The sequence below is a fragment of the Halosolutus amylolyticus genome (genome assembly GCF_023566055.1).
GTDB classification, from domain to species: domain Archaea; phylum Halobacteriota; class Halobacteria; order Halobacteriales; family Natrialbaceae; genus Halosolutus; species Halosolutus amylolyticus.
The window spans coordinates 185,112-208,530 of sequence record NZ_JALIQP010000007.1; the positions used below are offsets into that span (position 1 = coordinate 185,112).

The window sequence follows — 23,419 nt, forward strand, 5'->3', positions numbered from 1 at the left end:
GTCACCAGCCATGCCACGTCGGTGGTTACCACTGGTTTGACGATGCCAAACCTTTTGGTATCGGACCCGGACCTTCCGCTATGGGAAAGAACCGGAATCCGCGCCGGATTCAAGCCGTCGATCACGCCTTCGAGATTTTGGGGTTACTGCGCGATCACGACGGTATGACGGTCTCGGAGATAGCGAACGCGGTCGGCCTCACACCCGGCACGGTCCACACGCATCTCACGACGATGCAGGCTCACGGCGTCGTTCAGAAGACTGACGGGAAGTACCAGCTCGGGACGTACATGATTCCGTTTGGGGAAAACGTTCGGAGTAATTCTCGACTGTTCAGGGCTGGAAAAACCGAAGTCGACGACCTCGCGGCGGAAACTGGCGAATCAGTACACCTCGTCGTCGAAACCCTCGGCCGTGAAGTCCTCCTCTACGAGGAATTCGGCCAGAACGCCGTGGGAGAGGGCTTATACCTCCGAAACAAGGGATCTCCGGGACGGAATCTTCACTGCTCGGCAGCTGGGAAGGCGATACTGGCCCATATGGACGAAAAAAAGCGGGAGACGATTCTCGACGGGTACGACTTCACGCCACAAACGCCGAATACGATCACTGACGAAGACGCCCTCCGTGACGAATTGCAACAGATCCGTGAAGAGAACATCGCTCGAAACGACGAAGAACAAATCGAAGGAGTTCGGGCAGTGGGATGTCCGATTCGTCACAGCGACGAGGTTCTCGGAGCGATCAGCCTCTCCGCACCAACGAGACGGTTCGAGGGAGAGCGCTTCGCCCAGACGATCCCGGAGGTCGTGGCGAAGACTGCTAATATTATCGAGGTTGAATTTCAGACCCAATAAAATATCACGGCCTCAGGAAACCGTTTGCAGTGCACAGAACGTTTATTTGATGGTGTCAAAGATTTCGAGGTCAGGACTAGCTTTCGGTGCACGGGTATTTAATATATTATCATCTGATATTGGATGTGTCGTGAGAGCACGATCATCGGTTCCCTCCTCTTTGACGCTGTCAAATCATACGGAGGGGAAATACCCATTCAAAAAGGCTGGACTGGAGAACCTGCGATGTTTTCCCGAAAGGTTGGGTAGTTCAGAGAGAGGGCCCCATCTTTTACAACTGTACACATGTAACTCCCTCCTCTACTATTCTACCAAATATATTTCATCTATGAAATATAGTATCTTGTCCCATATATGCTCAAATTGATATTAGTCGGGCCGTATTCGAAGGTCGCTCCGGCACACTTGCTGAAAGCGATGGCAGCAGAGACCTGCCGAAGTTGAAACCCGTGCCACTGGAGCGACAGTGGTGATCGGGCGCATCGGAAACGAGAAAGAGGGCGATTCTGGTGCCGTGATTTGGAGTGCGACCCAAACAAAAATCAGCGTATTTCGGCAGTATCACCCCGAAGAGACGCGTTGTGATGAGAATCTGTAGTTCAAAGTGTAATAGCAACGTTCCGTTCAGTACTGGTTCTCGAACGGAAATCGCTTCGACTTCGATGTCGTCTGTACCGAACCGTTTGTCCGGACGCATCCGTGGGCTTGAGTCGCTTGATAGCAAACCTTTCTGATATAGAATCAATTTATGTGGCTGACACTATTGTGTGTTGGGGTCGGTACGTCGCAGTCGTCGTGGTACTGGCGGGCGTCGTGATCGATCGATAGTTCGTCCAGCGCGTAGGGTGAGTCGGCGTCTTCGGGTTGCTTTCGGCGGTCGGCACCTGCCCGGGCTGACCATAGATCACCGCATTTGAGGCGAGCACGACGAGCGGCAGTTCGGCGGGACCGACGCGAGGCACAGGCTTCCGTTCTGGGCCTTCTCCTGGTTCTGGGTGCTCTCTTGAGAGCGACCGGTGACACAAACGATCGCGATGCGGATGAGGAGGGAGGAACCGCCGCCCGACGCCGGGAAAGTGCCGCCACCGGCCATACCCGACGGAGCCGAGCGAGACGACGGGGACGCAACGAGGGTGCCGTGCGACCCTGGCCAGTACCCTAACTGTGGGACCGCCAACGATTCCAGTTACACGCACTGTGGGGAGTGCGTCATCCGGCTACAGGGATCGGCGGCTCCCAGTGTGGTCGGGAGACGAGCGGTGTCGCGGTCCCGGTACCGCGGCTGTGGTCTGGATTGTGGCCGCTCCCGCTGTCGAGTGAGCGCGGGGGTGGGTCCTGGTGTGTCCCGCATCGCGTCACAGGCTCCTGGGAGCAGCGATCCGATACGTTCTTTGCTGACACGCCACTACCGCTGGCAACCGCGATCGCATGAGCAAGTACGACGATCTGTTCGCCGCGACGGCACCGGACGAGAGCGTCTTCGCCGACAAAGCCGTCCTCGACCCACTGGCCGAGCCCGCCGAAATCTACGCCCGCGAGAGCCAGGAACGCGAATTGGCGACCATCCTGAACGGCGTCCACGAGGGGTATCTGCCGCCGACGGTGTCGATCTACGGCCCGCCCGGTACCGGGAAGACGCTCACGACGCGGCGGGTCTGCCGGGAGTTCGCGGCGCGCCACGACGCCGTGGCCGTCGAGTACGTCAACATGAAGGAGTGCCGGACGCTCTTTTCGGCGGCCAACGAGATCCTCTTCGAACTCACGGGCGAGCGCAAGAAAGCCTACGCCGGGCTCGACGGCGTCTTCGCCGCGATCTGGGCCGCCCTGGCCGACTACCCCGCCTGGACCGTCCTGCTCTTGGACGAGATCGATCACCTCCGCCAGGACGTGAACTACGATCCGAACGACTTCTTCTACCGGCTGCTCCGCGGCGAAGGCAAACGCAAACGCGGCATCGACCTCTCGTTATGGCTCCTGAGCAACGAGTTGCTCGAGGTCGATCTGCGGCTGGAGAGCCGCGTCGATCGCGCTCCTCCGTGCTGGGGAGGCAGATCCAGACGCTATCCGTGCGCAGTCCGATCGGCTCCAGCAGGCACTGGACGATGCCAGCCCCGAAGTCCGGGCGAACGTCTGTGCGCTCGTTGCGAGCTCCGAAGCGCCGGTGCCTATCGAAAAGTTGCGTGAACTACGGGAGGACGATCTCGATGAGACGGTCAAAGATCGCGCTTCGTGGGCGATCCAGCGGTTGTCGTAGAATCGCCAGAGAACCGATCTGTTCGCACACCCGTACGCGATTCCAGCTGATTACTCTGCTATCTCTTCGTATTTATCGAGGATCGCAAGACCCCGCTCCAAGAGCGGCTCAATCGTGGGGCTCCAACAGTCGCACTTCAGCCGCTTGTCGTGCCAATCCTGTCCGCCTTTTCCTCGCCAGACGCCGTACAGCGTTACCTTCGGGAGTTCCGGAACGCCGAACGGGATGGCCAGAATGTATAGGGTATCGCGAATGTCGGACCAGGAACCATCGAGCGTGGTCGGGGAGTCGATCAGCAGGAGATTACCAGAAATTTGTCGGTATCAAAGACCATGGCGAGTCCCGACGACGTTTTTTGCCCTGGGATCATGCACAGGATACCCTTGGGGACTTCTCTTAATTTCGGATAATATAATTTATCCCTACATTCTTGGGAAGTTGGGGAGATATTTTTAATGTCTGTAGTCGCAATTTCCAGATGTACAAATGCCGGCCGCCGCAGGACTTTCAAATTTCATCGAAGGTAGTGAAGAGTATCTGTCTGATCAGAGTTCGGAAACTTGGGATTCTCATCAACCACAGGCTTGGCCTGCCGAGACGGGTAGAGAATCCGAGATAGATGTCTCCACTGCTGTCCAGTCGAATTGTCAATCCCAGACAGAAAACAGGTACCCGGAAAACTGGGATATTTTACGCCGACAAGCATACAAACGCGACGAATACCGGTGTCGAAACTGCGGGGCCGGTGGAGGGCCCCATGGCAATGTTGAGTTACATGCGCACCATATTGTTCCTCTTTCGTGTGGCGGAACCAACGCTCTTAGTAACCTCTCAACGCTTTGCTCAACGTGTCACGGACTCATTCACGATCATATGGATTAGATCGGAATTTCGGAAACGACCCAACGAAGTCTATATCGCTTTCGTCCGACGGATCTCGTATGTCGCCAGAGGAACCCCAAGCTGTCCTCCACGACTACCTCGAGGATATCGACCGTATCCCCCAGCGATTAGCACACAAACACAGCTGTAGGTCATCTGTAGTCGGCTTCCGTCGACAAGGATGAGAGGTCTTTCCTCACGAGACAGATACACCGGCAACCTACGAGATCGATCGAAGTGGGCAGGTGCACCAGATTGGAATTGTCTGGAGGCAACGTGATCTCGAAGAGTAGGTCCACTACGCCATCATTATCTCGACCAAGTGAACCCTCTCTATTGACTTCTACCTCCCGAGATTGACTTCACGAGCTATCTGTAAGAGATCGTTCTTCTCTCGAGGACTTTGCTTGAGAGGCCTTCTATATCGTCTTCTGGTTGTACGCCTTGTGGCTAACTAGATTGAGAGCGATTGCTAATGACGCAACGATCCACCATTCTGGACCAAAAGCAAATCCCCATGCAAAAGAGGCTAGTATACCCACCAAGCCGAGTAATTGGCATATCATGGCTATCCATGACTCCAATGACTTTGCCGGGATGATTAGCAGCAGACCAGGAAGCCCCGGCATGAGTGACAGTGCAACCAAGACAGTAATCCAATCAAGGACATGCCAACTGGGAGTCGCTATATGATATAGTGTTACCGCCTGATTCACCACAATAGCCAAATAAATAATAAGAAGAAGATATCCGAGAAGCTCATACTCTCTCGTATCCATCTCGATCTGTTCAGAAGTCGATCTCAGCGTCGATCTTCGGAAGATCGTTCTTCTTCCGCCAACACGGAATGCAGTCGCCCTTTTGGAGATACGTTGGTGGATAGAGCCTCTCGCATGACGTACACCGGCCTTCGACAATTTGCGCCCTATCGGCACCTACTTCTTCTGCTACTCGTTTGTCGATCTCCATTGTCCGCTCCATGACGTCCTCCATCCTCAGCATCCGTCTAGTGAACTCATCCATAGTAGACCTATTCAGATCTGTTCAATAAATAGCTGACCTATCGGTATCAAGTCAGACAGACTGAGAGCCCGCTCTCCACTCGATCGCCCCCATCACACGGCCAATCTCGGGGCAGATGGGTCTGGTGGGCAAGACGGGTCTCTCCCGACGAAAAGTCTTGACAGACTCTCGGGGGCGGTTTCGCTGAACCAAATTTGGTACCACGGCTACCCCAACGAAATCCATCTGTTTATCTGCAAGAAATACTCATCAGACGTGGTCTACTACGCGATCAAGGTCTATGAGGCAGACGACCCGCTATCGATCCTACAGAAGAGAGGGTTCGCGCAAGGCCGCGTCCTCGAGTGTCTGTCCTACTTGAAACTGATCCACGGAGACGATCTGTCCAGTGAATAGGTCTGGTCTCCCGAAGATGTATAGTCGAACTATGGATAAGGATACAATATTTCATCTTCGCCGATGTTACTAAGTCGCAATCATACCATCGATATATTATGTCGGAAGATGACCGGAGCTCGCCGGAGATGCTGGGACTGCTTCGGGAAGTGCGAGACAACAGTACGAATATTTTCGAGATATTGGACCTTGAGGATCACGAGAAGCGATTAACCCGATATCTGGCGTGGCTCTTGAATCCTGACGCGAGCCACGATGCAGACACCATCTTTCTGGAATCATTCTTGGCCTGTTTTGAACTCGAGCTGAATGGCCAAAACGTCGATATTCGGTATTTGGAGACGTTCGATACTGCTGATTACGGCCAGAAGGAAGTTGATATAGTTATCGAGACTGAGATCCAAGTGATTGGAGTCGAGATCAAGACTACTCACACCGAACACCGGAGAAAGTTCGAGGAGGAGGCCGCAACACTCGAAGAATATGGACATGAAAACGAGAAGGGGATAGTAGAGATGCTCTATCTCCCTCATCTCGAGTCAGAGAAGCGGAAAGCCGAATTTGCTGATCGTGTTGCCACCTGGGGTGCGGTTCTTGCCGCCCTCAATGACCACCGAGGTGAGTTGAAAACGCCTCATGAGATCGCGTTATTTGACGACTTCAGGACGAACATCGAAGACCACGTAATCAAGAAGAACGTATCCTTTTCCAAGAAGACAGAGTTCTATCTGAAGTATAAGGACTATCTGAAGGACTTCGAGATCGATGTCGGCCCGGACAGTTTCAGAAACGATCGTAAGGAAATCTACAACCACCTTTGGAACTGGTACACTGAGAACTACGAGACATGGAATGGGCAATTCAACCGATCTCGTAAGTTCAGCAAGAACACACGATACGTCCGGCTCTACAAGGACAGTTGGCATCTGAGCGAAGAGAACAGTGGTCGACCGGAAATCACTCTGGAAATCCAGGGGACTGAGAACCGATTGAGTTGGTACGATGGCTATGGTCCTGAGGGAGAATACCGTCCAACCGCCCCCCACTTTGAGATGACGGTCGCACTAAATGACGACTCAGAAGACCAAACACGCCGAACACAGTATCTCGATTATCTCGGCGAAGAAGAGAGGGACGCGTTGGAAAATGCCGGGTTTAGACATATCGGCGAGTGGTTGGAAGAGCTGGGGTCAGAGGCGTCCTACAACAGGTTCCATATGTTCTCCAAGATTGTCAAAATCGACTTCGATAGGCCAAATCATACAGTAGAAGGACTGAAGAACGGTCTAGGTGCCTTTGTGGCACTGGAGGATTCGATCGACAACTTCGCGAGCAATTACCAACCCTGAGCCCCTGCAACTAGTGGCAAATCCTTGGCGCCCGTATTCCCTAGTATGGAGGCGCTTTGAGGAATTAGAGTATTTGTTGGATATGCACCTGAACCAGGTAGGGTGTTCTATGTACCGTTCGACGATGCTGGGTCATCTTAAGCGGTGACGTTTATTCCACGGGATCAATTGAGCGATATCAATGCCGAGCGGGCAAATTTAGCTGATCATCTGATAAGGAAGCTTCCTTGTCCTGTGGTCCGTCAAACTCAACCGATCTAGTTAGGCAGTCCTCACAATTTATCGGTAAACATCATCGCTAGCCCGATCAGAAACATCAACGTCAGAAATGAGCCGAGTTCGGCGAACGGAGCCGGGATAAGATGGGAAATAATCCCGGGGACGCCGAACCAGAGCACAAACCCGACGACAACAACTCCGAAGGTGTACTTGACGTTCCAGTACTTTGCTTTCGTATAGATTCCAAGAAGAATGACCCCAGTTAGGCCAACATAGATCATCCCTGCTTCTTGTCCACCATAGACCACTCTCATCACCCCAACGAGTACCAAGAGCGCAACGGACGGGATGGCGAATTCTTCGATCGCTCGTGAGATTCCATCGAAGAGTGAGGGGGCAGCCATACAGACAATATGTACCCTATTCTAATAAGTCTGTTAGTGGTAAGGTAATGAAAATCGTACAGTCAATACCGACTACAAGAAGTGTCTTGAGGTTATACGGGACGTATCGATTCTTGAGACCCACAGAATCCATATCTGAATAGATACTAATCGAAGTTGGGTTGGTAGTTCGGATAGAAAATGTGCTGGCGACTTTGCCCCAGGCCTTGCTTGTCATCGGATAGAAACGTGATTCGGTGGAAGTAGTTTAATTCATCAGCTATTGTCTCGACTGCGTCTTGCTGGTTGAGTGTGTCCAGTTTGAACTCTCTCGTCAATATTATCCGTGAGAGTCCCCTCGCGTCTGTTTCCCGAGTCAACATTCTCTCGAACTCATCAATGTCTCCTAGGTATTCACGAACTTCTTCAGCGCTTTTCAACCGATATCGTTCCCGAAGTGTTCCTGTGCCCTCCAGTATCTCAAACTCCTCTTCAGACCACAATTCGGCGATCTCATCGCTGTGACGCTCGAAGGAGTCCCTGTGATCTGGGTTTTTGGATGGGCGGATCTGGTATCCGACTCGGATCAGACCTTTCGGACGACGAAGTAGAACAAACAGGTGGGGTTTCTCTCGTCCAGTCGGTTGTCCCTCTAGATTGAAGGCATACCACAGTGAGGGCTTGTTGTACTTCCACGTCTTGCTGAGGAGGTTGTCAGATTGACCACCGTAATGGTGTAGGTCATCAAATTCTAATGAGTTAGATATATGAGAACAAACGTCTTTGACAAGCCGTGAGAAATTTTCATAGAGTCGATCTGTCTCTTGATATCCCTCGATACACTCTTCTGATGTTGTCTCGAACCCCCGAAAATGAGCGTTTCCTTCTTGACGAAGCATCTCAACCGTCTCGGAGACTAGACTTTCACCGATTGAACTGAATTGATCTTCACTGAGTTGTTGCGACAGTGATCGTTGGATGTGTTTCCACGATATCCAGTAAACATCGATATTGAGATCATCCAAGTATGATGGACGAGACGGATGTGCCGTCAGAAGAACGATGTAGTTTTCTCCCTCTCGATGTTGTTCGAGTTCGTTGTACTCGTTTTTGAGTTGCTCTGTTGGCTCTTGCTGTCTGCGTTTTGCTTCTATAAGCACAGTCTGGCCATCAGCATCGTCAATGAGGACATCTGGCTCCTTCGATCCGGTTGGAAACGTTTCGTGAAGTGTGTATTCTAACTCGCCAGTGAGAACAATCCCGATGTCCTTGAAGATGTGATTAACGTGTTCGGTCGGTAAGTGCCGAAGCGTACCCCCGAACACCTTCGTTGTCATGTGGTCTTCATTCTCAAATTCACCAACCATAACTTCTGCATTTCTAACCAATAGTCAAGTAGTTATGGAACTTGGTAGGCTCGTCAAGTGAGATAGAGTCGCTTCCGTTCTGACCCACATCTGTCTGCTTGTTAGTGAGAGATCAAAAACAGAAAGTGGGTATCGCAACCTGATAATAGCACAAACGACTGCGGTTACCCAAAGTATAGTAAATATGAGGGTTAGTTTCGTATGGCTAATCATGACACAGACTACCCAAAGGGGCACGGGAGCAATGGCCAAGAACCAGACCACAGTCTACGATCCAGAGAATCCACCCAGCATTACGATTATAAAGACGATCGCTGAACAGGAAGGCGTCGATTCGACAGAACTCGATCTCAGACTCTACGACTATCTCAATCCAGACGCACTCGATAACGTGATGGAGTCAAACGAGGTCGAGGTCACAGTCTCAATTGTCGAATATGATATTCAGGTCGTTGATTCCGATATAATATGTATTCTCGAGTGAATTGTAATAAATCACTCTTCACTGTATTAGGCCGTGTTTAGACGCAGAAACAATCGGCTCTCACGCGTTGTTCTCTACATACGAAACTGGACCGTGAGGTGGTTATCACCGTATTCTGGTTAGACGAAGGGACTCCTGACTCGTCCATTCAGGGGCATCTAAACAAGGCCCTGTATTATAAAGAACTGCTGGAGGACGGCAAGGTTTCCCATACCTGATAATGAACTGTCTTTATATTTAAAAGCGGGTAGGACGTGACGTTGTTGCGCCATACATAGTAATAGCAAGCATGGCGTTGTAGAACAGATCGCTAGCAATCTCGGAATAGCTGAATGATCTGCCTATAAGCTCTATCAGCAGATGTACGAAGGTGTTCGCGTTGTGTTTTGTGCACCTGAACAGGGTGCAGGCACGTCAGAGAAGCTGCCTGCGTGAAAACTCAATGAAACAGCGAACGACACCTACTCCAAAACATCGAAAGACAGCGTGTTTGAATCCAGCATGCGAAAACCTAACATCGACAGTGTACTGCTCGCCAGCCTGTGCGATTTCCCACCAGGATCAGGTTCGACTCGAGATCAAGAAGGTCCAATCATGATTCTCGAGGTCCAGCAGACTCGAGGACACCACGTTGTACTCGGCGTCGACGAAGAGTTCTGCGAGACAGTTGTCTCGGCCTGTGAGCTTCGAGGAGAGTGGTTTGAAACACACGGTGACAACGAGATCGGCAATCGACTCGATGCAATCGCAACGATCTGGATGGTCGGACGTCGGCATGGGCGTGTCCACACTCGAGCTGCATGGCTGGCTCTTGCTGCTGACGCCTGTGAATGGTACGCTCAATCCCTGCAAAGAACTCGAGAGTATGAACTTGTTCGTCGAGCGAAAGATGCTCGTCGTCACCTCAAAAGTGTGCTCCGGGAGCATCAACGGATGAACGGTCGCAACTACCAACTCAGAACGAGAAGGTAGTCTCACTGCCTCGGGGTGCTAATAGCGGAAATACTGGAAACAGTGGTGCCTCTTGGTGGTACTCGAGTTACCCCACATGAGATTGAAATTTCATTTGTGGGGCAACCCACACCAAGATTGTCTCCATTGGAATCCTATCGCTTGTCTGTACTGGTTTTGCCGCTAACTATCGACGAATTAGCTATAGTTAACCAACGAAAGACAGTTCGCCCAGCGTATGTTGGTTAATCACATCGATTGAATAGACCTCATGCGCAATTTGAACCACTGGAGGGAGACTATAAGCAGATCTCTACCAATTTGTTCCTGGAACATCCCCTAGAAAACGCACCCCTATCGACTTGTTTTTCGCAATTTGCGATCAGACACCACCGATTCAATCGTAACGAAATTAGTGATTCCTCCGCCACACGAGACTACACAGAAGCATAGCAAGAGACACAGAGAGACACCACCCATTCAAACGTTTTCACCGGAAAAACACTCTGGATGTCAGTCCGACACCCACCACCTATTCAAACGTTTGGAGTAGATAGGCGCGCTTTCGTAACGGTTCTCATTTAAATCCATCCTCAAAAAAGGATATTAGATAGAACACACCACCCATTCAATCGTTACTAGGGTACTAGCAGTGCGGATTTGGTTATCACCGATCTATAATAAATCTAGCCCAGTCACTAGACCCTCATTCGACGAAATGCCAGTAGTGAGGTTCTCTCTCGCCATAAAACGATTGAATCAGTGGTGTCTCTCTCCTCTACTATCGATCGAAACGAACGAATCGTTCGTAACGTTCGCACCGGTGGTTTTATTGAAGAGGTAGAGAGTTAACAACTCATGACACTATTCGAGCGATCTGAGGCGATCTTTGAGGATGAAAACATCCTCCACGACGACTATCAGCCCGAATCGCTCGAGGAACGAGACGAGGAACTCGAACAATATACTGCATATCTCCAACCCGTCATCAACGGTTCACAGCCTCGAAACATCTTCCTCTATGGGAAGACGGGTGTCGGGAAAACAGCCGTCACGAAGTATCTCCTTCACCATCTCGAGGAAGATGCTAAACAGTACGATGACCTCACAGTGACGACGGTCTATCTCAACTGTGAAGATCTGACCAGTAGTTACCGGGTTGCTGTTGAACTCGTCAATACACTTCGTGACCCATCCGAGCAAATCAGTCGCACTGGCTATCCGCTGAATGCCGTCTATGAAAAGCTGTGGGCAGAACTCGATCAGATCGGTGGAACAGTCCTGATCGTCCTGGACGAAGTCGACTACATCGGCGATGACGACTCGATTCTCTATCAGCTTCCACGTGCACGTAGTAACGAAAAAATCGAACACGCTCGTATCGGGATCATCGGTATCAGCAACGACTTCAAATATCGTGAGAAGCTCGATCCACGCGTCGAGGATACCCTCTGCGAACGCGAACTCCACTTTCCACCATACGACGCAAACGAGCTCCAGAATATCCTTGAAAAGCGAGCAGCGCTAGCGTTCAAAGACGAGATTCTCGAGGGTGATGTCGTCCCACTGTGTGCAGCGTTTGCTGCACAGGATAAGGGCAGTGCCCGCCAAGGGCTTGATCTGCTTCTCGAGGCAGGGGACCTAGCCCGCCGGCGAAACGATCCAGTCGTTACCGAAGATCACGTTCGCGAAGCAAAGCAACTGCTCGAGAAGCAACGAATTGAAGAGAGCATGAAGGAGCTGACCTCCCACGGACACCTCACACTCCTAGCTGTGGTTACCTCTACGATTGCCGATTCCTCGCAAGCCCCGTTCCAGAAACAACAGCTCTATGAGCAGTATCATGACCTCGCAGTTGCAACCAACCGCGACCCTCTCGGTGGAAGAGCCTTCCATAATCATCTCGCTGAACTCTCAATGCTCGGTATCCTCGATCGAACGAAGCGAAACGAAGGCAGAGGTGGTGGGATCTATTACGAATACGAAATTGACGTACCGATCGATGCGGCTCTTTCGACGCTTGAGAATTTACATATGAGTGGTGAGCTGGATCTGGAATCGCTTCGCCAGAACGCTGAAGACCAGGACTTTCTGTAACCTACTGGGTTGATCAGAGGTCGGCCCACACACCACCTGTTCAAACGTTTCTTGCGCAGGCTAGCAGTGACTTTCAATGTCGTTACCCCACGTATTTGGTAGAATAGGTTTCGTGGGGTAACTCTTAACTCGCTCAGAAAAACTCCGCTCCTTTCGAAACTGGACCTCAACAGCAGACGCTACAAGTCCTTTTTTGTGCGCCAGCAGGCGTGAGGCGCAACTCAACGTGCCTTGAGATCACTGATGAGTACAGATCACCCACTCCAGAACGAGACGCATCGAGAATACCAACTCAAGCAGAAGGACACGAGCGACCGGGACCGCAGCTATCCAGGTGATGTTGCCCGCCTACACGGGCATGAACTCGTGGCCATTGACGAGTGGCTGCCAGGGAAAGCCCCAACACCGTACGATATCGATCTCACCGATGGCTACGAATACCGTACACGCTACTGGCGTTGCAGAAAGTGCGGACAAGAGCGCAACCGCCGCAACGAATTCTCTACCCTCTGTGAAGAACCACAGCCACCCACTGCACTCGAGGCAGGTAAATACTCGATCGACGAGCCACGGACCCGTCGTGCACTCACCGAAAATATGGACGTTCGATTCGGCCAACGAGGACCTGTCTACGACGTTTTCAGTGAAAGCGGGAGTACGTACGTAGTCGACGTCGAAAAAGAGACGTGCACCTGTCCTGATTTCGAACAGCGCCAACCAGATGGTGGCTGCAAGCATCTCCGACGTGTCGACCTCGAGATCCGCACAGGACTCATCTCGGCTCCAGACGGGACCTTCATTCGATAACTAAGACTCCTGGAATACTCGCTCGAGACGGTTTATGACCCCGAAAGGGGTAACGGGGCAAACAGACAGTTGCCTCGTCGGAGCAAGATGGCTACAAACGAGATATTCAGCAGTCGTTTCAGTCAGGAGACAGAGCAAACAACGCGATCGACGACGTCGTGCCCTGAGTGCGGTGGAGACCTACTCCCAGCAAACCACGAAACATGCTGTCGAGAGTGTGGCTTGATCGTTGATGAAGACCACCTCGATTACGGACCCGAGTGGTTCGACTCACCTGAGAACTCGAGCCGGCGCCGAACTGGTACTCCGCTCACAGCAGGCCGACACGACCGCGGACTGTCGACTGTGATCGGATGGCAGAAAGATGGGCAAGGGAACACAATCCCCGGTCGAAAACGGAGTCAACTCAACCGCCTTCGGCGGGAGCATCGCCGCAGCCAGTGGCGAACGAAGCGTGAACGAAATCTTGGATACAGTCTCGGCGAAGTCCGTCGGATCGTAAGTGCGCTCGAGTTACCGGACTCACTGTGCGAACAGGCGTGTATGCTCTTTCGGCGTGCCCAAGGAGAAGACCTCTGTCAGGGACGGTCACTCGAGGGGGTTGCAGCAGCGAGCGTATACGCAGTGTGTCGATGCAATGGACTCGGACGGACCCTCGAGGAGATCAGTCAGCTGGCGACGTGCTCACGGTTAGACCTCGAGTGTGCGTACTCGGCGATGGACACCGAACTTGAGCTTCCAACGACGATTCCACGGCCACAGAATTCCCTCCCGCAACTCGCTGCCACACTCGGGGTTCCAGATGAGGTTCGACACCGAGCACTCGAGTTGGCAACGCTCGCAGAAGATGCTGGGATTACAAGTGGACGTCGTCCCCGAGGCTTCGTTGCAACCTGTCTGTACCGAGCCAGCCACGAGTTCGGCTACGGGCTCTCACAGCAAGAGGTTGCAGACTGTGCAGACACGTCGACGGCGACGATTCGAGCCCATCGTGACCGTTTGCGCGAGGTCCTCGAGGACCAGGAATAGTTACCCCACGAGGTCGAAAGAGAAGGCGGTGTGGGGTAACCCATACACAAAGCAAGACAACCGCCTCAGAATTCGTTGACCGGTCTCGGATTTAAATAGGAAAACGCGGCCAACGAAGAGTACGACGATGGATCAAAGAGAGCACGATCGCCACGAACTTCGGCCGCTCGGAGAGGCATTTCCCGGTGTGGATCCCGCCCTCGAGGAAAAACGAGACCGTAATTTCCGTACCAGGCGGGTGAGGTATGGAAGCAGAGAAATCGAAGAACTCGAATCGGAGTCGCGCTGTCGCTCGTGTGGTGCATCGATTCCATCGGACCAGACAAAATGCTAGTTCTGTCTGAGCGAGCATATCGAGCCGATCGAGGACGATCACCCGGAACCGCGCGAACTTCGGTGCCAGTACTGTGGCGGCTTCGCCGGCCACGGTTAGCGTGACATGGAGTACTTCGGTACCTGCCGCTGTGCGGGCGAACACTGCCGATCGTGGCTGTTTTCACTCGAAACGAGGTGTCCCCACTAACGTGTGTAGGGGTGACTGCTATTCTCGCCCGCTGTAAGTCCACAGATGCAGTTGGACTTGTGGGTAGTGGCGATCGGATAGGGTCGGTACACTCGTCCCGCTTCTTCATAATCCCCGTCAGATCGCGGCTGCCAGTCTCTTGGCGGCCGGATCGCCACCACAATCGCTATAAAGCGCGATCAGAAGCTCTGCCGTGTCACCGTGACGCCGGCCGCGATCGCGGGCGAAGGGACGATCGCGTGGCGGTTCATCCCAACCGTGTCGCAATCAGAAGCGATTCTGTGGCCGTCGAACGTCCTGCGCAAGTACATCACTGCCACTATTCGAATCCAGAACGATCGGTAGCGAACTCCCGAGGCATATTCTACCCGATCGAGCACGGCCGACGCATGCTGTTCCCTCACGCTGGAAACCGACTCCAGGCGCCTCCGGTCGTGCGTCACTATAGCACATTTGTATCGGCAGCCTAATTCTCACTTGCTGGGAGCGTGTTCGACGATTGATGTGCAACACGGTCACACACTCGGATGTCGTGTGCACCCCAGCACGCGATGAGGAGAAACGCATCGTAGCTCACAACACCAATTCAGCACCCTTCCCACCGCGGCACCGTGACGCCGAGGGTTCAGCCCCACCGCCACCGTACCATCTTACCCTCGTGACGTTTTCCTCACCTACTCTCGAGCCCACTCGAGTACGGCCTTCGTCCACTTTTCACCCACGCACGGTACCGACTCCAGGCGCGCTCGATCGCCGTCCCGCAGCTCGTCCAACAACTCGTACTCATGGGCGATCGCTCCGAGCCGATCCCGGGGACGGACTCAACGTCGGCGCGGATCTGTGCGTTCCGATCGTCGACGTGGAACGCAACGCGGCGCTCAAACTCCGTCTTGTCGATCTCCCCGCGGGCGTACTTTTCGCGAGCCTCAATGATCAGGGCCAGGTCCGAGGAGAGGCGATTGCGCCACCCGCGGTGCAGAGTGACGACGGCCTCGACAATGAACCCCATGAAATGTTGGACGTCGCACCGGATGGTTCCGGTGACGTCGTTGAGGCCGCTTATCGGGCGACGTGCGAGGAAGTACACCCCGACATAGGCGGCGGTCAAGAGACGAGCCTGGCACTGAAGCAGGCCAATGAACTGATGCTCGAAAGCCGGGGATGAATCCCCTGGCAGGGTGCCGAACTCCAAATCTTGGTCGGTGGGTAACTGTTCTGGGCCCCTATGATGAAGGTGAGCGGTGCGAACACTGGAATTAGCGAGTATCTCTGGCAGGATACGCCATCATTCCAGTGCAGGTGTGTATTCAATTGCGAATTTTATAAACTCCTAGGTGAATGTCAACAGTTGCCGCAACACACCATGGCGTTACACGAGACAGCAAATGTCATAGAACAATTCGCATAGCGTTTCTTTTACACTATTTGGGATGAACTATCCATTCACTACGCATGCGAATAGACCAGTCTCCACTCGTATTCGGGATTATTATGTGATGTGGGGTTTCTTATACGGGGTTTTACTTATCAATGAATCACAGAAAACTTATCTCAGCCCGTTTAGCTGAATTGAGGCGCTAAGCCCCCTTTCTCAGCGAGCGCCGACCGAAGGGAAGGCGCGAGCAGGGAGGGGATACAGCGCCGCACGATTCTCATATATGATTCGGTGGCAGGCCCACAGACCCACGCAACCGCAGCATTTTTGCAGTGGGGTAGCATAGTATTTGCTGAACCCAATGGAGTATGACCTCGAGTCGGGAGCGCACTCGACGTATTCCCTGCACTATCACCTAATACTCACGACGAAGTATCGGCGCGGAGTGCTAACCGAGGAGCGAACCCAATTCATCCACGAGGTCATCAGCGGGTTCACGGACAACTACGGTGTCGAACTGACGAACCTCGACGGCGAGGACGACCACGTACACATCCTATTCAGAGCGAAACCAACCACCGACCTCGCGAAGTTCATCAATACGGTCAAGGGCGCAACCGCCCGCCGTATCCGCAACGAGTACGCGGACGAACTCAAGACTGATCTGTGGGGTGACTCGTTTTGGAACGACTCGTACTGCCTCATCTCGACGGGGCAGGTGTCGTTGGATGTGCTGATGCAGTACGTCGAGAACCAACGCGAGTAGCGCCATGTACTACGCCTACAAGTACCGTCTCAAGCTGTCCGACGCCCACCGAGAGGAGTTGGACCGCCACCGAGACATTTGTAGGCAGTTGTACAACCACACGCTCTACCGCCTCAACGAGTACCAAGACGAATACGGCGAACTGCCGTCCATGACCACGCTACGGTCGGAGCTACCCGATCTCAAAAAGTGGTGGGACGACCTCTCGGACGTGTACTCGAAGGTTCTCCAAACCGTCGTAGAACGTCTGTTCGACAACCTCAAAGCTCTCTCCAAACTCAAGGAGAACGGCTACGGCGTCGGTCACCTCAAGTGGAAGCCGCCACGGGAGTTTCGAAGTTTTACGTACAGTCAGTCTGGCTTCAAGCTCGACAAGAAGGGCGGTCAAACTGTGCTGTCACTCTCGAAACTCGCGGAGATACCGATTCGGCTCCACCGCGCCATCCCCGACGACGCCAAACTCAAGCAGGTCACGGTCAAGAAGGAACCGACGGGCGAGTGGTTCGCTACGTTCGGGGTCCAAATGGACCGCGAACCGCCCGAACCGCCCGAGAATCCTGAGAAGTGCGTCGGAATCGACGTAGGGATTCTCAAGTACGCACACGATACGGACGGCACGGCGGTCGGGTCGCTCGACCTTTCGAACGAACATGAACGCTTGGAGCGCGAGCAACGGAAGCTCTCGCGGAAGCAACACGGCTCGAACAACTGGGAGAAACAACGGCGGCGCGTCGCGGAGTGTCACGCCAACCTCCGACGGAAGCGCCGCGACTTTTTGCACAAGCTCTCGGCGTACTACGCTCGGGAGTACGACCTCGTGGCAGTCGAAGACCTGAACGTGAAGGGGATGATGGAATCGCCGTCGAACAGCCGCAATACAGCGTCTGCCGCGTGGCGAACGTTCCTCTCGTTGCTCGAATACAAGTGCGAGCGCGAGGGGACACACTTCGTGGCGGTCAACCCGAGAGGGACGACCAAGGAGTGCGCGTCCTGCGGCGTTTCGACGGAGAAGCCGTTGTGGGTCCGTGAACACTCCTGTCCCGCCTGCGGGTTTGAGGCAGACAGGGACGCGAACGCGGCGTGGGACATTCTTTCTCGCGGCCTCGAAGACGTAGGAGTGGGATACTCCGAATCAACGCCTGTGGAGTCTGCGCTCCCTGTGGATGCGTCTGTATCTGCAAAGCGCGTCGTGGAAACAGGAAGCCCTACCCTCAAGGACCGAACGGCGTCACCCGTGAGCGAGTAGGGTAGGGTAGTTCACAGCAACGGATGTCCGGGTGGAGTGTGGGGGAAGAACTCTGGCAACCCAGTACGAATATGGGGGATGAACCCGGACAACGGTTGTTCATTCCGAGTCCATATGAAGGTCAGCATGATTTCGAATGCTGAATCGTTGGTAAAACTTCGAACCCCACCACAGTAGATTGTCGTTCCCAGAACTAACTCCATCCGATTCCAGAGAACTTCCTATTATCGTGGGAACGGACACACTGCTATCCTCGATGACCAACTATTATATCTCCCACCGACATGTCTTAAACGCCCGGGATACCGATAGGTGGTGGAGTGGTGGTTCCTGTCCCGGGAAACTTGTTATTCAGAGACGCAGTTTATTAAACTCGTCTAATTAGATATCGAAGTATATTACTTATAATAATACTATCTCTAAAATCGAATTGGCGGCTTTTCCGATATCACAGCCAACAGCTGGAGACTCTCCTGAAGATCAGCGTAATGTTAGAATAGATAGTCATTATTGTTCGGCCATAATTTTCTATTTCGCTACAATTAAAGACTGATAGAACAGAGTACGTATATGTACGATCTGACCGGTTTCCAACGAGACCTACTATACACGATTGCGGGCCAGCACGAGCCGCACGGGCTCGCGATCAAAGAAGAACTCGAGAAGTACTACGAGGGAGAAATCCATCACGGCCGGTTGTACCCGAATCTCGATACACTCGTAGACAAAGGTCTCGTCGAAAAGGGCCGGGAAGATCGCCGAACGAACTATTATACGCTCACCCGCCGCGGCCGTCGCGAAATCGAAGCTCGGCGGGAATGGGAGAATCAGTACGTGGACGAGTTGCTGTCCGATTCGTAGCAGCGTACGATCGAGGGGACCTGGGAGAATAAGTTTCGTGAACTGTCTCAAGATCAAGCCCCAGACCATTCGCCTTGACCGTCTGTAGACTCACCAGGTATCTCAGTGTCGTACGGATATCTGTGGTTTCCGAGATACCGAGACACAGAGTGTCTCGAGCCACTCCATACAGGAGCAGTTCACTTCGACACGAACTCTTTGTCCATAGCGACGACCTCGTCTCGCTTGCGGTCAACAAAGAGGACATCGTTCCATCCAGTTTCGTCCGTTTCCGCACCGTCTGCATCCTCGTCTTCAAGTGATTCAAGCCGTGCGATCGTATCGAATTTCGCAGCAGAGAGTGACACGTGAACTTGGTCACCTACCGTTTCAATTTTGTGTCTGGCACCCCCCGGTACGTAGACAAATTCCATGGGACCGACCTCAATGGTCTGATAACTTCCGTCTTCACGTTCGAGACTGTACTTTGCCCGCCCCTCAAGACACATATTTACTTCGTCGAGACCAGGAGTATGCGTGTGCCAGTCAATCTTTGCGTCTGGTTCCATTTCGAAATAGAGCAACCGGAATTCGTTTGTTCTGATTACTATCGGAGTACTTTGAACACCCTCGGCGTCTACGTCTTCTGCCCGATTTGTCTGGACTTTGTACATCGTTTGGTCTGGTAGGTGGCCGTAAAACAACTCCTCAGGCGTCAACTCTTGATTTGAGTCGGGACACATAGAATAGGGTTCTTGTCGAACTGGTTTCATCCTTATGGTCCAGATTAATTACAATTTTGTCACGAACTAGCGATCAGTTCACTGTAGAGAAGGCGTATGTACTGACTCTTCGAGTTGGTCGAGGAACTCCTCATCGTCGTTGGCGATTTGCAAGTGAGTCATAGAGGTTGGTTTGAAAGTTTGTACAAGCGACCTGGTCTCCGATCTGATCAGCCTTGTCGAGGATCACCACATAGGGTCAGTACAGGGCGCGAGTAAAGGCCTGACACAGGTGATCAGTCGCGGCTATTCGAGGGACTTTGAGCAGGCGATCGCGTAACGTCGAGCGAGAAGCATATCACGATCAGTACCGTCGCCGCCCAGAGTCTCGGCACTGTGCGGTAGCATCGATATTCCGACTTGTTGGTGACTGTTTACAACCTGCAATGCACAAAGACCTCTTTCTCATCCCCCAAGCATGAGTAGTGCTCTATGCGCACGTGAGTAATTGGCTTATAGATTCACTGCGGTTACTCCTTCAAACCATATAGAGTGTCAAATAGATCAGGGCTGGCCAATAGAGCTAATTCCGGGCAGTGATATCAGTCAAGTGGCGGGAGATAGGATCTCTGTCCCTCCGACGGCAGACGTCCGACCTACCACGTGACTCTCTCGCTATCAACAGGAAACGTTCCAACGTTGGCTTTGGGAGCTGGGTTGTCTTTCCAGTTGGCACACCATAGGGGGTGATTTTCCAGCTTTCTGCCGGCGTTTTCTATAAGCCACCGAGACTTTTTATCGGAAGCCGCGGCCAAGGTCAGCGATGCTTTCCGATAGACAGGAAGACCTCCTGATCGCGATCGCACTCGCCGAATTCAGTTACGAAACCGAGGACGTGGACCCCGAACTTGCCCACTACGCGTGACAGTTGGCTGCCGATCGGCTCGTTTCGTGGAACGTCACGCCGAAAGAGGCCGTCGACGAACTGCCGATCGGTGAGAGACATTCATGACTTAGAAATCGACGAACTGCCGCTCCCACTCTTGACGGTCCTGGATTGTTTCCTCTCCTGCGTCGGTGATCGCATAGTAGTTCGTCCGGCGGTCGAGTTGCCCCTTCTCGACAAGTTCTTTGTTGACGAGCGTATCGAGATTCGGATAGAGCCGGCCGTGATTAATCCCGGCGTTGTAGTAAGTCTCTACTTCGTCCTTGACGTCCTGGCCTGACGGCTGGTCGGCACCTGTGATCACGTACAGCAGGTCGCGTTGAAATCCCGTGAGGTCGTACATTCTACGTGAATCTTCAACGATACGGTATTTGGCTTCTTTGCCGACTAGAATTGAAGGTCAGTAACAGGTGAAGCTCTCAGCCTGATCAATATCTAAGGAGAGGCTGTTGACCGTTCACTGCTCGTGATGTGGAATTCAATAGGGCCTTCTGACAACCACTCGGTAGCTTATTGGATCTCTATGGTACTGACGATCCATTCCTTGAGAGTTACCTGTCGTCACCTCCAGATTCAATTCACTCCTCGCGATCGGACAACTTTTCCGACAACCGATTCAGTTTCTCACGAGCAGACTCACGACGGTCTCGCGTTGCGTCCGGTCGGTACTCCATCGCCACCACCTCGTCGTTCTCGAGCGTCACCGAGAGCACGCCTCCATCCGTTTGAGCGGGCTCTGGCAGTCGATCGGCGGGGACGTCGACTTGCTCGATCACCTCCTCGTCCTCCTCGAGCAAGATCACGCCGATCTCGCCGTCCTCGATCCGGTCCACAACGCCGGTGTAGGTCCCATCCATCTCACAATTCTTCTACACTCGCGGTCAGTGAATCACCTGTATAGTCCGCAGCTGAGTCAGAATTTGTCACCTACTTAGGGTTTCAACAGAGCGGTTTCGACTGCTATGGCCCACGATGATGCGCGCCGGGGCCGCACATGCGCTGGATTTCGATGACTACCATTCAGACGAACCACATTTCGAAGTGTACCACCGATCGGATTGAGGAACGCCGATCAAAAACAAGAAAGACGGGGAGCGGCTTGTGACATTGTCTGACCAACTCTGTGAACTCCTTGATGACTGGATCGCCAACAAGCGCCCTGACACGACCGACGATCACGGATGAAAGCCGCCACTCGCTTCACGCTAAGGTCAAGCACACCGGATCACGCTACGGGGCTACTACTATCGGCCCACCCGGCCGTGTGAGTACGGTTCTGAGTGTCTGCATGACTGCGACCCCAAAGAGTGGGATGCGACTAATCGAGACGCTGCGTTTGAATGCCCATCGAGTATGAGCCCACACGCGATTCATCGGGGAAGTATCATTCATTATCTTCACAGATGAAGATTAGAACACAAAACTTTCCCTACTGCCCTCGCAGATCATCGGTTACTATCCACTAATTCTAAGGTGGGTTACTGAGATAGATGTCTTAATGGCTTCTTGCACATTCTGTGACATCATTCGAGGCAAAGAGCCCGCTGAGGTCGTGCTGGAGAATGAGCGGTACCTTTGTATATTGGATCAATTTCCCGTCAATGAGGGACATAGTCTCGTGATTCCACGTGACCACATTGAGCGCTTAGAGGAAATTGATGATGAAACAATGTATGAATTCCTGGAGGAAGCACACGAATATATTCTGGGACGATTCGATCCTGACGCGACCAACATAGGTCTGAACAATGGTCCTGAGGCCGGTCAAACAATCCAACACCTACACTGGCACGTCATTCCGAGATACGAAGGGGATATCGAGGATCCAACTGGCGGTGTGAGGGGAGTTATACCGTCTAAGCGCCAGTATTGACGGAGTTTGCTGAACAACTCTATCGAGATAGTTGATGATTCCAGGAAGACGACGCTGATAAACACCCACTCCTTGTACTTGACTCGTTTGTTACGACGAAATTGTGGCAACAGACTCCCGCTTGACAGTATCTATTCTTGCGTGAATACACCCGGATAGTCGTGTTTGACGGTTTTCGACGATGTACACCTCAACATGCGTGAAAATGTCCTTCACAACTGCGGGGCCGATTATATGGTCGTCCACAGCATTGTTCGTTGCTCGCCAGACCTGTCCGACAGCACGTAACAAGTTGGTGTCAGGGGAGGGATCCCAGACACGGGCATATTCCGTCATGATCTCTTTGAGGGCCTCGTAACCACGATGGAGCGGGCACACAAATAAATGCATATCGTCGAACTAACACGTAGCTTGTCTCGTAGTGCGAGGTCTTATTGTAGGTTCATTCGGGGATCATGTACTCGTGTGATCCGGGAATCCCGTTTGTGGCAGTAGTTGGAACGAGTTCGATTTCGATCCCGTTACGCGTATACAGTAGTTTGCCCTGAGAGGACGGTAAAGAGTTGCTCGAACGCTTTGTTGATATCGACGCGGTTGAGTTAGTCAAAGACGAGCGGCTTATTGCGTTGATAATTTTCGCGTCGATCTTTGAACCGATATAGAATCAGGCCGGGTGAGAGTTCGAGTGATCCATCAGAGTCTGGTCGGTCTATGGAATGTATCGGCCCACTGTGTCGAACGACGATTAAACCTCACTTTGTCGGTGGGCCTGTGAACATCCGTCAGGTGGTGCCGAAAGATGCGATTCCAAGCGTCGACGACCCCGCGTTCGGAACGGCGTATTTCGGCGACGGCAACGACGACGTTATCGACGTCAAGACAACGCCAACGAAGTCGCACCCGGTTTGCATCCTCGATTATCACAAAATCGTCAACGACGTGCTCGATCGCGGCGATGAAACGGTTCTGATCGCGGTGATATGGTGCCCGCTCTGTGGCAGCGGGGTCGTCAACGACTGAACGATCGGCG

General features: G+C 52.8%; 19 protein-coding genes and 1 pseudogene. 13 read left to right on the forward strand and 7 right to left on the reverse strand.

Annotated elements, in window-relative coordinates; genetic code table 11:
• Positions 1 to 80 precede the first annotated feature (80 nt).
• The 3 genes and pseudogenes from MUN73_RS21305 to MUN73_RS22870 all read left to right on the forward strand — a co-directional run bounded on the left by MUN73_RS21305 (position 81) and on the right by MUN73_RS22870 (position 3,993).
• Positions 81 to 857, forward strand: coding sequence for an IclR family transcriptional regulator (locus MUN73_RS21305; RefSeq protein ID WP_250142524.1), 777 nt, complete (start codon positions 81 to 83; stop codon positions 855 to 857).
• A gap of 1,428 nt (positions 858 to 2,285) precedes the next feature.
• Positions 2,286 to 2,888, forward strand: a pseudogene (locus MUN73_RS21310) (AAA family ATPase); the annotation flags it as partial.
• Between the two features lie 709 nt (positions 2,889 to 3,597).
• The gene (locus MUN73_RS22870) at positions 3,598 to 3,993 is read left to right on the forward strand and encodes an HNH endonuclease (RefSeq protein WP_382181157.1); all 396 of its coding nucleotides are present in this window, start codon (positions 3,598 to 3,600) and stop codon (positions 3,991 to 3,993) included.
• A gap of 789 nt (positions 3,994 to 4,782) precedes the next feature.
• Here MUN73_RS22870 and MUN73_RS21315 read toward each other — a convergent pair.
• A complete protein-coding gene (locus MUN73_RS21315) occupies positions 4,783 to 5,016 on the reverse strand; it encodes a hypothetical protein (protein ID WP_250142525.1) in 234 nt (77 codons plus the stop codon).
• 494 nt (positions 5,017 to 5,510) lie between these two features.
• Here MUN73_RS21315 and MUN73_RS21320 point away from each other — a divergent pair, with 494 nt between their 5' ends.
• Entirely contained in the window at positions 5,511 to 6,761 is a 1,251-nt protein-coding gene (locus MUN73_RS21320; protein WP_250142526.1) for a PD-(D/E)XK nuclease family protein, read from the forward strand.
• Between the two features lie 272 nt (positions 6,762 to 7,033).
• Here MUN73_RS21320 and MUN73_RS21325 read toward each other — a convergent pair whose 3' ends face one another.
• Together MUN73_RS21325 and MUN73_RS21330 are read right to left on the reverse strand one after the other, a co-directional pair.
• Complete coding sequence (locus MUN73_RS21325) at positions 7,034 to 7,384, reverse strand: DUF8216 family protein (protein ID WP_250142527.1); 351 nt, start codon at positions 7,382 to 7,384, stop codon at positions 7,034 to 7,036.
• A gap of 146 nt (positions 7,385 to 7,530) precedes the next feature.
• Positions 7,531 to 8,730 (reverse strand): hypothetical protein, encoded by a 1,200-nt coding sequence (locus MUN73_RS21330; protein WP_250142528.1) that lies wholly within the window; start codon positions 8,728 to 8,730, stop codon positions 7,531 to 7,533.
• Between the two features lie 211 nt (positions 8,731 to 8,941).
• On the opposite strand from MUN73_RS21330, the gene MUN73_RS21335 reads away from it, so the two are divergent.
• From MUN73_RS21335 to MUN73_RS21350, 4 genes are all read left to right on the forward strand, one after another.
• Positions 8,942 to 9,214: a HalOD1 output domain-containing protein gene (locus tag MUN73_RS21335; RefSeq protein WP_250142529.1), complete on the forward strand. Its 273-nt coding sequence runs from the start codon at positions 8,942 to 8,944 to the stop codon at positions 9,212 to 9,214.
• Positions 9,215 to 11,023: 1,809 nt separating this feature from the next.
• Positions 11,024 to 12,262, forward strand: a complete 1,239-nt coding sequence (locus MUN73_RS21340) for an orc1/cdc6 family replication initiation protein (protein ID WP_250142530.1) — start codon at positions 11,024 to 11,026, stop codon at positions 12,260 to 12,262.
• Positions 12,263 to 12,505: 243 nt separating this feature from the next.
• The gene (locus MUN73_RS21345) at positions 12,506 to 13,069 is read left to right on the forward strand and encodes a hypothetical protein (protein WP_250142531.1); all 564 of its coding nucleotides are present in this window, start codon (positions 12,506 to 12,508) and stop codon (positions 13,067 to 13,069) included.
• A gap of 87 nt (positions 13,070 to 13,156) precedes the next feature.
• Positions 13,157 to 14,098, forward strand: coding sequence for a transcription initiation factor IIB (locus MUN73_RS21350; protein WP_250142532.1), 942 nt, complete (start codon positions 13,157 to 13,159; stop codon positions 14,096 to 14,098).
• 1,193 nt (positions 14,099 to 15,291) lie between these two features.
• Here MUN73_RS21350 and MUN73_RS21355 read toward each other — a convergent pair.
• The gene (locus MUN73_RS21355; protein WP_250142533.1) at positions 15,292 to 15,729 is read right to left on the reverse strand and encodes an SHOCT domain-containing protein; all 438 of its coding nucleotides are present in this window, start codon (positions 15,727 to 15,729) and stop codon (positions 15,292 to 15,294) included.
• 628 nt (positions 15,730 to 16,357) lie between these two features.
• On the opposite strand from MUN73_RS21355, the gene tnpA reads away from it, so the two are divergent.
• The 3 genes from tnpA (at position 16,358) to MUN73_RS21370 (ending at position 18,869) form a co-directional block, all read left to right on the forward strand.
• Entirely contained in the window at positions 16,358 to 16,762 is a 405-nt protein-coding gene (tnpA, locus tag MUN73_RS21360) for an IS200/IS605 family transposase (RefSeq protein ID WP_250142534.1), read from the forward strand.
• 4 nt (positions 16,763 to 16,766) lie between these two features.
• On the forward strand, positions 16,767 to 18,008 hold the full coding sequence (locus MUN73_RS21365; RefSeq protein ID WP_250142535.1) for an RNA-guided endonuclease InsQ/TnpB family protein: 1,242 nt from the start codon (positions 16,767 to 16,769) through the stop codon (positions 18,006 to 18,008).
• A gap of 570 nt (positions 18,009 to 18,578) precedes the next feature.
• The gene (locus tag MUN73_RS21370; RefSeq protein WP_250142536.1) at positions 18,579 to 18,869 is read left to right on the forward strand and encodes a PadR family transcriptional regulator; all 291 of its coding nucleotides are present in this window, start codon (positions 18,579 to 18,581) and stop codon (positions 18,867 to 18,869) included.
• A 179-nt stretch (positions 18,870 to 19,048) separates the two neighbouring features.
• On the opposite strand, the gene MUN73_RS21375 is transcribed toward MUN73_RS21370, so the two are convergent.
• From MUN73_RS21375 to MUN73_RS21385, 3 genes are all read right to left on the reverse strand, one after another.
• Positions 19,049 to 19,522 (reverse strand): cupin domain-containing protein, encoded by a 474-nt coding sequence (locus MUN73_RS21375; RefSeq protein WP_250142537.1) that lies wholly within the window; start codon positions 19,520 to 19,522, stop codon positions 19,049 to 19,051.
• 1,061 nt (positions 19,523 to 20,583) lie between these two features.
• Positions 20,584 to 20,859 (reverse strand): PadR family transcriptional regulator, encoded by a 276-nt coding sequence (locus MUN73_RS21380; RefSeq protein ID WP_250142538.1) that lies wholly within the window; start codon positions 20,857 to 20,859, stop codon positions 20,584 to 20,586.
• Positions 20,860 to 21,094: 235 nt separating this feature from the next.
• The gene (locus MUN73_RS21385) at positions 21,095 to 21,373 is read right to left on the reverse strand and encodes a DUF3006 domain-containing protein (protein WP_250142539.1); all 279 of its coding nucleotides are present in this window, start codon (positions 21,371 to 21,373) and stop codon (positions 21,095 to 21,097) included.
• Positions 21,374 to 22,014: 641 nt separating this feature from the next.
• Between MUN73_RS21385 and MUN73_RS21390 the strand changes: the two genes are divergently transcribed.
• On the forward strand, positions 22,015 to 22,389 hold the full coding sequence (locus tag MUN73_RS21390) for an HIT family protein (protein ID WP_250142540.1): 375 nt from the start codon (positions 22,015 to 22,017) through the stop codon (positions 22,387 to 22,389).
• Between the two features lie 771 nt (positions 22,390 to 23,160).
• A complete protein-coding gene (locus tag MUN73_RS21395; protein ID WP_250142541.1) occupies positions 23,161 to 23,409 on the forward strand; it encodes a DUF3179 domain-containing (seleno)protein in 249 nt (82 codons plus the stop codon).
• The last annotated feature ends 10 nt before the right edge of the window (positions 23,410 to 23,419 follow it).